15 protein-coding genes are annotated in these 12,932 nt (G+C 48.1%); 13 read left to right on the plus strand and 2 right to left on the minus strand.

Features of this window, described 5'->3' with window-relative positions; all coding sequences use genetic code 11:
* Positions 1–4: 4 nt before the first annotated feature.
* The 13 genes from fliH (at position 5) to AAGC78_RS04250 (ending at position 10,442) form a co-directional block, all read left to right on the plus strand.
* The gene (gene fliH / locus AAGC78_RS04190; protein ID WP_435782779.1) at positions 5–697 is read left to right on the plus strand and encodes a flagellar assembly protein FliH; all 693 of its coding nucleotides are present in this window, start codon (positions 5–7) and stop codon (positions 695–697) included.
* A gap of 3 nt (positions 698–700) precedes the next feature.
* Positions 701–2,086, plus strand: coding sequence for a flagellar protein export ATPase FliI (gene fliI / locus AAGC78_RS04195; protein ID WP_435782780.1), 1,386 nt, complete (start codon positions 701–703; stop codon positions 2,084–2,086).
* Positions 2,087–2,101: 15 nt separating this feature from the next.
* Complete coding sequence (locus tag AAGC78_RS04200; protein WP_435782781.1) at positions 2,102–2,527, plus strand: flagellar FliJ family protein; 426 nt, start codon at positions 2,102–2,104, stop codon at positions 2,525–2,527.
* A 151-nt stretch (positions 2,528–2,678) separates the two neighbouring features.
* Entirely contained in the window at positions 2,679–2,984 is a 306-nt protein-coding gene (flgM, locus tag AAGC78_RS04205) for a flagellar biosynthesis anti-sigma factor FlgM (protein WP_435782782.1), read from the plus strand.
* A complete protein-coding gene (flgN, locus tag AAGC78_RS04210; protein WP_435782783.1) occupies positions 2,981–3,421 on the plus strand; it encodes a flagellar export chaperone FlgN in 441 nt (146 codons plus the stop codon). The genes flgM and flgN overlap by 4 nt, the downstream gene beginning before the upstream one ends.
* Positions 3,422–3,804: 383 nt before the next feature.
* Entirely contained in the window at positions 3,805–5,133 is a 1,329-nt protein-coding gene (gene fliD, locus AAGC78_RS04215; protein WP_435782784.1) for a flagellar filament capping protein FliD, read from the plus strand.
* Positions 5,134–5,194: 61 nt separating this feature from the next.
* Positions 5,195–5,578 (plus strand): flagellar export chaperone FliS, encoded by a 384-nt coding sequence (gene fliS / locus AAGC78_RS04220; protein ID WP_435782785.1) that lies wholly within the window; start codon positions 5,195–5,197, stop codon positions 5,576–5,578.
* Positions 5,562–5,876 carry a hypothetical protein gene (locus tag AAGC78_RS04225; protein ID WP_435782786.1) on the plus strand — a complete coding sequence of 105 codons (315 nt, stop codon included), beginning with the start codon at positions 5,562–5,564 and terminating at the stop codon, positions 5,874–5,876. Before fliS ends, AAGC78_RS04225 begins: the two co-directional genes overlap by 17 nt.
* A gap of 30 nt (positions 5,877–5,906) precedes the next feature.
* Positions 5,907–7,241 (plus strand): flagellar hook-length control protein FliK, encoded by a 1,335-nt coding sequence (locus AAGC78_RS04230; protein ID WP_435782787.1) that lies wholly within the window; start codon positions 5,907–5,909, stop codon positions 7,239–7,241.
* Positions 7,242–7,293: 52 nt separating this feature from the next.
* Positions 7,294–7,791 (plus strand): flagellar basal body-associated FliL family protein, encoded by a 498-nt coding sequence (locus AAGC78_RS04235; protein ID WP_435782788.1) that lies wholly within the window; start codon positions 7,294–7,296, stop codon positions 7,789–7,791.
* Between the two features lie 8 nt (positions 7,792–7,799).
* Entirely contained in the window at positions 7,800–8,534 is a 735-nt protein-coding gene (locus tag AAGC78_RS04240; RefSeq protein WP_435782789.1) for a FliA/WhiG family RNA polymerase sigma factor, read from the plus strand.
* Positions 8,535–8,613: 79 nt separating this feature from the next.
* Positions 8,614–9,486 carry a flagellar motor stator protein MotA gene (gene motA, locus AAGC78_RS04245; RefSeq protein WP_435782790.1) on the plus strand — a complete coding sequence of 291 codons (873 nt, stop codon included), beginning with the start codon at positions 8,614–8,616 and terminating at the stop codon, positions 9,484–9,486.
* Complete coding sequence (locus AAGC78_RS04250) at positions 9,483–10,442, plus strand: OmpA family protein (protein WP_435782791.1); 960 nt, start codon at positions 9,483–9,485, stop codon at positions 10,440–10,442. The genes motA and AAGC78_RS04250 overlap by 4 nt, the downstream gene beginning before the upstream one ends.
* A 54-nt stretch (positions 10,443–10,496) precedes the next feature.
* Here AAGC78_RS04250 and AAGC78_RS04255 read toward each other — a convergent pair whose 3' ends face one another.
* Together AAGC78_RS04255 and lafA are read right to left on the minus strand one after the other, a co-directional pair.
* A complete protein-coding gene (locus AAGC78_RS04255) occupies positions 10,497–11,477 on the minus strand; it encodes a winged helix-turn-helix domain-containing protein (RefSeq protein ID WP_435782792.1) in 981 nt (326 codons plus the stop codon).
* Between the two features lie 410 nt (positions 11,478–11,887).
* Positions 11,888–12,799 (minus strand): lateral flagellin LafA, encoded by a 912-nt coding sequence (gene lafA / locus AAGC78_RS04260; RefSeq protein ID WP_435782793.1) that lies wholly within the window; start codon positions 12,797–12,799, stop codon positions 11,888–11,890.
* Positions 12,800–12,932: the final 133 nt, after the last annotated feature.

The following is a 12,932-nucleotide window of genomic DNA, read 5'->3' on the forward strand; positions in this document are numbered from 1 at the left end:
CAGCATGACGGTCAAGGTAATTAGTGCCAAAGGTCGCCAGTGGCGCCCTTACAGATTCCCGCCTCGCTCCACTCAAGTAGCGGCAAGTTGGGCGGGTGATCCGGCTGCGGTACAACGCGCCGTTGCTGACGGATTTCAGGAAGGGATTGAAAAAGGTTACGAGCAAGGTCTGCTGCAAGGTCAGGAAGCTGGTTTGCGCGAAGGTTTTGAAAAAGGTCGCGCTGAAGGTGCTCATCAAGGTTTTGATGAGGGCCGTGCACAAGGGCGCGCGGCGTTTGATGAAGCGAGCCGTCCACTCGCGCATATCAGCGATCAAGTGCATCGTTTTCTCGGCGATTTTGAATTAAAACGCCGTCAGGAATTATTAGAGCTGGTGAAAAAAGTATCGCAGCAAGTGATTCGCTGCGAACTCACGTTAAATCCAACCCAACTGCTCACGCTGGTTGATGAAGCACTTGCCTCAATGCCATCAACACAGGGCGATATTCACATTCTGCTCAACCCGGAAGAATGTGCGCGCATTAAAGATATTGCGCCGGAGCGCGCTGCGGCTTGGCGATTAATACCCGACGAAAAACTAGCACTGGGTGAATGCCGTGTAGTGACGGATCAGGCGGAAGCGGATATCGGCTGCCAACAGCGGCTGGATTCCTGCGTCGATACCCTCGCCCAACATCTGCATTTATCCGAGGTATAACCCGTGACCGGTGAAGTGGTAATGCTCAGCGATGCGTTGGACGATAACCGTCCTACCTCAACTCCCGGAATGCTGGAGCGCTTCAAGCTTGATGAAGCATTGCGCTCGCTTGATAGCGTGCAACTCGCCAAAGTCAGTGGCCGCCTTGTGCGTGTATCCGGCATGTTGCTGGAGAGCCTCGGCTGCCGCCGCATGACCGGGCAGCGCTGCTACGTGGAGCAGGCCGACGGCACTATGTTAGATGCACAGGTGGTCGGCTTTAACCGCGACATCACCTACCTCATGCCCTTCAAAAAACCCATGGGTCTTAACTCCGGCTCGCGCGTATTTCCTGCGAAAGACGAGGCGGTTTTGCAGATCGATGAATCCTGGCTCGGGCGTGTGCTCAATGGCTTGGGCGAACCGCTCGATGGCCTCGGCAAACTCAGTGGGCGCGATCCCCTCGCCACCGAATTACCGCGCGTAAATCCGTTAAAACGTCGCCCGGTAGAAGAACCACTGGATGTCGGTGTACGCGCAATCAACGCCATGCTCACACTCGGTAAAGGTCAGCGTGTCGGCCTGTTCGCGGGTAGCGGTGTGGGCAAAAGCGTATTGCTCGGCATGATTACTCGCCAAACTAAAGCCGATGTTGTGGTGGTGGGTTTGATCGGCGAGCGTGGCCGCGAAGTGCAAGAATTTATCGTGCATTCACTCGGCGAAGACGGCTTGCGCAAAGCCGTGGTTGTGGTTGCACCCGCCAACGAATCGCCATTGATGCGCCTCAAAGCAACCGAGTTGTGCCACACCATCGCCGCCTATTTTCGCGATCAAGGCAAAGACGTTTTACTGCTAGTGGATTCCCTCACCCGCTACGCCATGGCGCAGCGCGAGATCGCCCTCGCACTCGGCGAACCGCCCGCAACCAAAGGTTATCCACCGTCAGTATTTGGCATGTTGCCGGAATTAGTGGAAAGCGCGGGCAATGGTGAAAGCAGTCGCGGTAGCTTGAGCGCGCTCTACACGGTATTGGCCGAAGGTGACGACCAGCAAGATCCAATTGTGGATTGCGCGCGCGCGATTCTCGACGGCCATATAGTTCTCTCACGCCATTTGGCGGATGTCGGCCACTACCCGGCGATTGATATTGCGGCCTCGGTCAGCCGCTGCATGACGCAAGTTACCAGCCCGCAACACCAAGGCGCGGCACGCGCGCTGAAAGAGTTTTATACCACCTACGAAAAAATCAAAGAGCTGATTCCACTCGGCGGCTACACCCCCGGCATGGACAGCAAAACCGACCGCTCGGTGCAATTGGCTCCATCGATTGAGCGATTTTTGCGGCAGGAAGTGGGCACGGGCGCGGATCTCGGATTAAGCGTCGCCACCTTGCAAAGCATCATCAAATAAACCGGTTAGATAACGATGAAACAGCAAATCGAACTTCTTTCGCGCCTTGCCAGCCTGCGCAACCACAAGGTGCAGCAAATGCTGGGGCAAGTGACGTACCAACAGAATCTCTGCCAGCGCTATCGCAATAACATCACCGGCCTCAGCCGCCTGTGTACTTTTACTGTGCCTATGACTACTCCGCTGCAGCGCAGCAACCAAAACCAGTACAAGATGACCTTGCACAAAATGGTCGAGCTGCAGCAACGGGAACTGTCGATAGCCGAACAAAACCTGAGCCGCATCCGCGATGAACTCATGGCGGCGATGCGCAGCGAAAAGGCCGTCACCCATGTGATCGACAACAAAATGACCCAGTGGCAACAGATATTGGGGCAGCAAGAACAGAAAATTCAGGACGGGCTTGCGGCGCAATCCTGGATGCGCAGCAATGCGCCTTGAGCAGTGGCAAAGGCTCCTGGAACAAATAGAGTAAAAAATAGTTAAATTTTTATTTAAGTCTGGCGTTGGTGCGGTCGCCCTAGTCTAGTAACGGACCTTTACGGCCAAAACGAACAGATCACCAACGCAAAACACGACGCAGGAAACCATTATGGAAATTACCCGGCAGCTACAACCCGGCTATAGCACTCCAACTGACAGTGCATCCGCAACCAATGCACCTGCCAAAGTGGAATCGACCAAACTCGATGCCAATATTCTGGATACCAGCGCCGCCAGTAATGCAACTGCTGAGCCGCGCCTGGAGCAATTGCAAGACGCCATGCGTCAACTGCCCGATGTAAATATGGAAAAAGTATTGGCGATCCGCCAGGCACTGGCACGCGGTGAATTGTCCATCGACTCATCAACCCTGGCGAAGCTGATGGCGAGCCATCATCGTGGGAGTGAGGCGTGAGCCGACGCGAACAACTACTGGATGTCATTGAACAAGACATCCAGCAGGACAGTGAAGACTACCTTGTATTGCGTAAGCTAATGCAAGACCTTTACGCGCAGTTATTGCTGCGCGACTGCCAACAAATTGATCAACTCAATTTGCAAATCAATCAATTGATTGAGCAGTTGCGTACCCGTGCACAACGTCGCAATAAAATCATTACTGCATTCGGCATTATGGCAGGCAACCAGGCAATGCAAACATTGTTCTCGGCCTTCCCTGCTCCACGCGGCGACCGTTTACAAAAACAATGGGCGCAGCTCACCCGCCTTGTTGTCGAATGCAAAGAATTAAATGAACGCAATGGAAAATTGCTGTCAATGCATAACGATATTTTATCCAAGTTGTTAAATGTCGGCGCTGACAGCCCCTTATATACTCCACAGTTTTATTAATTTTCCTACCCGGTTATTCCTCAGTATCAATCGCACGCCTGATTCACCTGCAATGAAACGGTTTTTATTTTCTGCTTATTTCATTTTTGCAGCGTTTTCATCCCATCTATAAGTCATTTTTCATTTGACCTTAATCGTTTAAGCAAAGCGCATTTTTCGTCGCCTTGAACAAACGATAAATCGATTTTTTTACGCGAAACACTGCCAGTAACGGACGCAAGCACAGATGCGGAAATATTACTTCCGCATGGTGCGCACAGTGTTCAGTGCACAGCGCAAAGCGGAAGTTAATCTTCTCGCTTTTCTGCCTGAAACCCGCATGAATACAGGCTTCCGCCATTGGCATTGTTATTGCTATCACCCTATTAACAGGAGCTTTTACTATGGCAATTGATACTAACTACGCGAAATCTATGGCGACCCAGCTCGCGCAATTTGACGTACAAGCGGCTACTACAAAAGCCAATCGCAACGAAGCAAATTACAAAAGCAAATTGAGTGCAGTTACAGCGCTTGAAAGCGCGCTAAAAACTTTTTCATCAACAATAAAAAGTTTAAAGAGTGTTGGATCAAACAGTTCGGTTTTAATAAACACTGCCAGTTTCAGTAGCTCTGATTACGCCACTGCCACCGTAAGCTCAAAAGCGGTAGCAGGCAGTTATGATTTTTTTGTGCAGCAATTGGCATCGCGCCATCAGGTTGCCTTTGAAGGATTACAAGATAGCGATATCGACACCAGCGGTACCTTCACTATCACCCAGGGTTCAAAAAGTTTTGATATCGATTTAAGCAGCATCGACAGCAACAGCGATGGCACCAATTCGCTTGAGGAATTAGCCGCCGCAATTAACGCCGCAACAGACAACAGCGGTGTGAAAGCGACTTTAGTGCGCAGTAATGGGCAGGTATCCCTGGTATTAGCCAGTGAAAAAACCGGCGCAGAAAATGAAATGAGTTTTTCTACCAGCGGTACTAGCGGCGGCGCGTTTGATGCTGCCTTGGCTGGCCCGCGGGTACTGAGCCAAGCAAAAGATGCCATTGTTCGCCTCGGTGGTGAGACAGGCATTGAGCTTACCAATGCATCAAACACCTTCGACAATATTATCGATGGCGTAAGCATGACTTTTAACAAAGCGCATCAGGCTGGCGAAAAACCAGTAAACATGGCAGTTGCACAAGATAAAACGGCAACGCTTGCACAAGCGCAAAAATTGGTTACTGCATTTAACACATTGATGGGCACCTTCGACCAATTAACCACTAGCGGCACCAACGCCAGCGACCGAGGTGCATTGGCGGGCGATTCAAGTGTACGTGCAATTGAATCCATGCTTAACCAGGTCATTCGCAAACAATTTGGCGGCAGCACGCTGATTGATTTCGGCATTACTGCTGATAACCAAGGCAAATTGACCATTGATAGCACTCGCTTCAATAAAGCTATCGCAGAAAATCCGGAAGGACTGGACAAAATATTCAGTGGCAAAGATGCGCTGCTCGATACCATCGACAAAAATATCGCACTTTACACCAGCAGCAGCGGCACTTTAAAAGCGCGCAAAGAAAGCTTGAATCAATCTCTGCGCAAAATTGATGAAGAGTTCGACAAAATCCAAACGACTTACGACAACCAATACGCACGTTATCTGAAGCAATACACCAACATGATGCAAATCACTTCCGCTATGGAACAGACCTACAGTTTGTTCTAACCGGTTTTATAAATGCGCATTGCCTGAACGTCAGTTAACAATTTTTTGCGAGATATAACCAGTGAACGAAATTTACGATTCTTACCGCTCAGTTGATCTTGAGAGTCGCGCTGCCAGCGCATCACCTTACCAATTGGTGCTGGTGTTATTCGATGGCCTGCTCGATGAATTATCCCGCGCACGCGGGCACATCGAACACAAGCGCTACCAGCAAAAAGGCCAGTCACTGGAAAAGTGCCTGAACATTTTGAACGGACTCAATAGCGCACTGGATTACGACAACGGTGGTGAAGTCGTTGCTGGTTTATCGCGCCTTTACGAATACTGCATTTATCGTTTATCCGAGGTAAGCGTGTCTTTATCGCTCGAAGGTTTGGATGAAGTCGTACATCTAACCAGCGTGTTGCGTGAAGGTTGGGATGGTGTCAATGCAGCAAGAAATTGATCGTAAATTGCAGGAGCAATTGGTTGCCACTTATCTCAAATTAGCCGAAGCACTGGCAGCGCAAGACTGGGAAGAAATTGGCAAGGTAAACGTACAAGTAAACGAGTGGCTGCTCAAGATGGAGCAGCACAAGGAACCCAGCGAAAGCTTGGTACAGCTCAAACGCCAATTGCAACGCCTGCATGGCAGCGCACTGGACGCCTGTGTCGATGAGTGCGAAAAACTACGCAAGACCTTGCTCACCCAGCTTGAATATGCCGAAGGCCGTTCGGCTTATACACGTGTAGATATGCTTTAAACCTTTGCAATGCAATACGAGAATTAATTTATGCTTCAGTCAGCAATCACCATGAGCCCAACAGCTCCAGTCAACAGCAAAGCTATGGGCACAGGTGCAAATAATCGCCCTACCCCTGCAGCTCAAGACACCAATAAAACTGAAGCGGATACTGCAAGCGTTTTTTCTACTGAATTACAAAGTGCTTCGGGATTAAAGGATGCAGATCTGGCACAACCTGATGCAGTACTTGTCGACGCACTTACGATTGATCTTGCCGACAATGCGCTTGCAACTGATGCAGGACAATTACCAGCAATCGGTGAAGAAAATAGCCAACAAACCGGACAAGACACAGCCGCAGCAGAAGAATGGATTCTCAATATGCTGGGCCAACAGTCAGCCCAGCTACAAGCGCGTGATTTGTCTCAAGCAATTGACGATATTAATATGGTTCGGAAACAAGACGTGCAGGCAACTATAGTTAGCACCCAAAAACAATTTTTGGAGACAACCACGGTTGATACCCAAACGCAATACATTCAGCCAAATCTATCATTGTCAGTCAGCGCAAATAAAGCACCAGATTTCAAACAGTCATTGGATCAACAAGCGCTTGTAGAGCTGGATCAGTCTGCCACACAAAAACAATCGCGAGCACACCCCACACTTGTTATCACCAACACCGGTGATAGCGACAATACCCAAGCTGCGATTAACGGGCAGATTGTTGATTCTGCCAACGACCCAACACCGGGTTTTTCAACAAATGCCGTAGCCGAGCGCGCTGTTAATCAAACAGCAGATCAAGCTGTTGACCAAACTAAAAACGCAATTACCAATGCACTCACAGATCGTTTAGGTGGCATTGCACCAGCACAAAGCCATGATGGTGCAGCATCGTCTATTAGCAACGCAACAAACCAAACGCTCACTGACGCAGTACCAGAACGCACACTCAAACTGCACGGCACCGAAGCCAAATGGGGCGAGCAAATGCTGCAAACTCTGCGTGAAAACGTTGGCTTACAACTTCAGCATCGTCAACAAAACGCAACTATTCGTTTGGACCCGCCTGAATTGGGCAGCATGGAAATTTTCCTCAGCCATGAGTCCGGCCGATTGACGGTACAAATCTCTGCCTCGCAAGGTGATGTCGCCCGCTTACTGCAACAAACCAGCGACCGGTTGCGCCAGGAATTAGTGAACCAACAATTCGTGCAAGTAAATGTACAAGTTTCCAGTGACAACCATGGCGGTCAACGTCATTCCCAGCAGCAGAGTGCGCAATGGAATGAAGAGCAAATAACACAAAACCACCAAAGTGCGGAAACCACTTCTTCCGGAAAAAACACAACACACAACGACATCCTGGTCACTGTGTAATTTAACTTTTTATTTAATTTTCTAATTAACATCTGGGAATAGAGAGACTTTTATGTCGATGACACGAGTGGTTTTAATCATGTTAGTGCTGAACACAGTCATAGCTTTAGGCAGTGTTTACATTAATTACAACATGTTTACGTCTATACGTGCACAAGCCCAAGCTCCTGCGACAGCAATCAATCCAGATGATCCTAATGCACCTATTGATCGCAACATTGCAAAAGGCGATGCAAAAGAGTTTGTGTTCCATACGGTAGAAAAAATTATTGTCAGTCTGCAAGAAGATGGCCGTGAACACTATTTTGTATTTGACGTGGTGTTGCAAGCAGAAGAAAAAACCGACCCGAAAAAGCTGGAAAGCCTCGACCCTATGGTACGCAGCTCAGTAGTAGCAAAATTATCACAAATGACATTTTCACAATTGCGCGCTATGCCAATTAATGAATTGCAGACTCATTTGGAAAACACCCTACTCGATGACTTTGCCAGCAAAAAAATCGTAGCGCCTTTTGCGCATGTGCTGGTTAGCAAATTAATTGTGCAATAGGCCTGACTATGAACGCGACCTGCGCTGTTGATTTTGATTACAACCCGGAGCGAGCGGTTCCCGCTGCTTTTGCACCCAAGGTTGAGCAAACCTTGTTGATGCAATATTTGCCGCTGGTAAAACGCATTGTTAACCAATTGTCACTACAAGCTAATCAAGTGCTCGACCGCGAGGACATGGAGCAAATTGGTTTGATGGGTTTGCTGGAAAGTTTACGCCGCTACGGCGCACCAGATGAGCAATTCGCCAGCTTTGCCAGCTTGCGTGTACGCGGTGCAATTTTGGATGAATTGCGTCGTCAGGATTGGCGCCCGCGCCAGGTGCGCCAACACACGCACAAAACCCGCGATGCGATCCGCCTGCTCGCGCGTCAACTTGGGCGAGTGCCGACCGACGAAGAAATCCTGAAACACACAGGCATGAGCGACAAACAATATCTCGCGTATTTGCAAGCAGATGCGGGTGAGTCTATCGAGAGCCTCGATGAGCTATTACAAAACGGTAACGAAGATTTCATTGAAAGCCACTCAGGTGTTGAAGACCGTGTTATCAAAGAGCGTTTATTAACCCAGGCGCTCGACCAATTGGATGAGCGCGAGCGAATTATCCTGATGCTCTACTACCAACAGGAATTAAGTTTAAAAGAGATCGCGCTGGTTCTGGATCTCACCGATGCGCGGGTCTGCCAATTAAGTAAACAGGCTATCGCTAAAGCAAGCCGTTACCTGACAGGCAAAAAGTAAATTGGCAACACACATTCACTAAATCATTAATCACTCGATCTAGTTATTAACCGCCGGATAGCAACAAGAGAATTTTATTGTGGAAAAAGTTATTGGAGTCTTTGTTATTATCAGCTGTGTTCTCGGTGGTTACACCATGGCTCACGGTGAGCTTGCTGTTCTGTGGCAACCAGCGGAGGCGCTTATTATTTTGGGTGCCGGCATTGGTAGCTTGATTGTCGGCAATCCCAAAGAAGTGCTCCTGGAAATGTGCACGCAAATCAAAGGGGTTTTCCAATTAAAACGTCGCGGTGAAGAGTTTCAACGTCAACTGTTAATGCTGCTGTATGAATTGTTGGAAATGGTTGATGTCGGTGGTTTGAAGGTACTTGATGAACACATTGAAGAACCACAGCAAAGTGAGCTATTCAACAAGTACCCACTGATTCAAGAAGAAAAAAACCTGATGGCTTTTATCGCTGACAATTTCCGCTTGATGGCGATGGGAAAAATCACCGCACACGAACTGGAAGGATTTTTGGAGCAGGAACTGGAAGCAATGGAACACACCCTGCTGCAACCTTCACGCTCACTTTACAAAATTGGTGAAGCAATGCCCGGCTTCGGAATTCTCGCGGCCATCATGGGGATCATTATCACCATGGGGAATATTGACGGTGCCATCTCTGAAATTGGTGCGCACGTTGCAGCAGCGTTGGTAGGAACATTCCTCGGCATTTTCTTTTGCTATTGCGTAATGGAACCTCTCAGCAACGCCATGGGGCAACGCGTAAAAACCGAACTCTCCGCACTTGAATGTGTGCGCACAACATTGGTTGCGCACGTCGCCGGTAAACCTACTTTGTTAGCAGTGGACGCGGGCCGTAAATTAATTGAGCAGGATGTTAAACCGGCATTCCGCCAATTGGAGACCTGGGTTAACCGCTATGAGGATGAAAGGGACGCAGCATGAAACAGCGCGGCAACGGAACCCAGGAACACGAGATAATCATCAAACGTCGTTCCAAAAAAAATAGTCACGATGCACATGGCGGCGCATGGAAAGTTGCTTTTGCTGACTTCACCTTGGCAATGATGGCGTTGTTTATGGTGCTCTGGTTAATCCAACCGCAAAACAAAGCACGCACTATGGCTGCCGATATGATGGTAAATCCATTAGTCGACGGTGGTGCCGGTGTTTTTGATGGCAACAGTAGAACACCGCTGGATCTGGATGGCATGCCGGTAATGGTGAATTCGCGCAAAGACCAAAGCAATGAAGCTTCTCGCCCACGCAGCACTTCGGAAACAAAAGCATCCACCATGGGCGAACAGGCGGGTGTTACCGACATCAACAGCGATGCACAATTAGGCCGCTATGATTTGCGCGAGCTGGCGAAATTAATGGAATCTCTCGCATTGCAATTGGATGCAAAAGCCAACGTTGAAGTACAGATTGTCCCACAGGGGTTACGCATTTTAATTAAAGATGATGCCCAGCGTTTTATGTTTGAACGCGGCAGTGCAAAACTCAATCCCCACTTCCAGGTATTGCTCGGCAATCTCGCTGGCATTTTAGCCAAAGTGAACAACAAATTAATTATCAGCGGCCATACCGATGCAACGCCCTACAAGATGGAAAAGGGATACAACAATTGGAATTTATCGGGTGACCGTGCGCTGCGTGCACGCAATGTGATGGTGGATAACGGTTTACCAACTACATCAGTACTTCAAGTTACTGCGCAGGCAGATGGTGCCCCGCTCAAACCTGACGCACCGGAAGATGGCGCAAACCGCCGAATCGAAATTTTATTGCTAACGGCACAAGCAGAAGAGTTGTATCACGAGCTGTTTGATAATTCCCAACCACGCGTTGACTATTCAGCAACCAGTAATGATTTAGTTGCAGCCCCTACTACCAATTGATTGAATAAAATACTATTTCCTTGTACAACAGTATTTTTATTCACAGCGCATGCATTAATCAGGAAAGCATGCGCGCAGTTGTTCTTCAGTAATTGTTTCGAGCTGATCTTCATGGACGGTAAGCGCTTTTCCGATAGCATTATTGGAAACACACAGGGCTTCATAATAAGTCCCTGCTACACGCCAAAAAATAGTTCCCGGCACATTGCTCACTTTAACCAAACGCATGGTTAATTTGTGCGTGCGCGCTTTTAAATTTTCCAAGCGCTCGGGGTTATCTCCCGCATAAACTATACCCAACTCACCAACATTAATTTGTTCGTGAACCGGTACATCAACGCCTGCGCGCTTAGGATAAAAAAGATACGTACCCACTCCCAACCCCAATGCCAGAACACCAGCCAACATGAGCGGCCAATTGAATGGTTTGTGCGTGGGAGTATGAATAACAGCTGCCGCGGCATAATTAATAGCCGGTTCAGCAGATACATTTGCAGTAGTGAGTTCAGGCGCTGCTGAATCCTGCTCTGTTACACTTTTAGTTGGCGATATGTTGCTTGAAAACGCAGCCGGTTGATCGTCTTCAATCACAGCGGATTGCACATCAGTTGCAACAACCTCAGCAACAAATAATTCCGCAGGCACAGTGTCAGCCGAACGGCTGACAAAATCAGGGTGAAATAAATAACCGCGGCGTGGCAGTGTTTGGATAATTTTGCGTGCTTTTTCATCACCCAGGATTTGACGCAGAGTATAAATTTGTTGATTGAGACTGCCCTGCCCCACTACGCGCTCGGGCCATGCATAGGCAATCAAATCCTCACGTCCAACGGCATCGCCAGCAAATTCCAGTAAGCGCTCCAAGAGACGACTACCGGCATAACCCAGATCAAATTTTTGCTTGCGCGATTCATCCACCACCAACAATTTGTAAATGCTGGGATAGAAAAACGCGCGGCAACCTGGCTGGCCGGTTTTAATGGTAATACAAGCGATAGTCGTGGATGAATCGCCTATTAAGGTCTCATTCGGCATGATGTTCCTGCTCTGAGATGTGTTCATAATCCATGCGGTTTACTCCGAACTACATTGATGCTGCACCAGTTCGGTACTGGCTAGTCCGCATTTTTAGGGCGATTCGAGAAAAACTCACAATTTTGCTTAAATAAATCCACTCAAATTAACAATACTTTGCATAAAAAATATTGCAATGAAAAAATGATTATTAAAACAGCATTTATTGATCTGAATTAAACAATAACGTGAATCAGTGTGGCATGTATTACGAAAACTTCCAGCATTCTTAACGAAAATGCCGCATAAAGAAATAGGTAAAATTACGCAGATGATGTTGCAGATAAACTATTGCGGGGGTTGAGCGAGGAAAAAAGATGCCCTGTAAAAACAGGGCATCTGGCTGGACAGCTCTGTGTCGTGTATACAAATTAACCGAGCAGAGACATCACCATGCCAGGCATTTGGCCAGCTTGTTTCAGCATGGAAATACCCGATTGCATCAACATGGAGTTTTTGCTCATGTTGGCACTCTCTTTGGCGAAGTCTGCATCCACGATACGACCTTTAGACATGTCAGTGTTATCTTTCATGTTGGCCAGGTTGTTAGCAGTGTGGTTCAAACGGTTAATATTTGCACCAAACAATGCACGCAACTCACCAACAGCATCAATTGCAGTTTCAACCAACGTAATGTTGCCGTTTGCGTTGGTGTTTAATGCGGTAGTTGCTACCTGGGTAGTTGCCAATTCAACACCCGGAGTACCAGCGGTAGTATAGGTGTCAGATACAGCAGCCAGTGCAGTACCCAATGCAGTCAATTTAGCACTTACGTTCAATGTCAGTTTTTCAGTTGCACTGGCACCGATCTGGAAATCCATACCTGCTGAGAATTTACCCAAGCTACCGTTAACGGTAGTGCCGTTACTGAACAAGTTAGAGCCCGCAAACTTGGTATTTTTGATGATGTTGGACATCTCCTTACCCAATTCATCGTACTCACCTTGCAATGCAATCAAATCTGCACCGCTGTTGGTGGCGTTCGATGCTTGCGTGCTTAGGTCTTTCATACGTTGCAAAATATCGGTCATTTCATTGAATGCACCTTCTGCAGTTTGCAGCAGGGAGATGGAATCACCCGTATTACGAATGGCAACTTCCATACCGCGTGATTGTGCATTCAAACGTGTAGAGATTTGCAGACCAGCAGCATCGTCAGCCGCTGAGTTAATGCGCAAGCCAGTACCCAAACGTTGTTGGTTAGTGCCTAACGCGTTGTTAGTTTTACTCAGGTTAGTCTGAGTAATTAACGAAGAATAGTTAGTGTGAATCGACAGAGCCATGGAATTATTCCTGTGCTAAGTAAAACGTGAATGTAACAACCTGTTTCGAAGCTGGCCATGTTTGCCTGCTATTTACTTAAAGCGACCAAATTGCGTCGAGACTTAAGGTTGATAAAAGAAAATATGAATACTG

It is taken from the genome of Cellvibrio sp., from assembly GCF_039207905.1.
In the GTDB taxonomy this organism is placed as follows: domain Bacteria; phylum Pseudomonadota; class Gammaproteobacteria; order Pseudomonadales; family Cellvibrionaceae; genus Cellvibrio.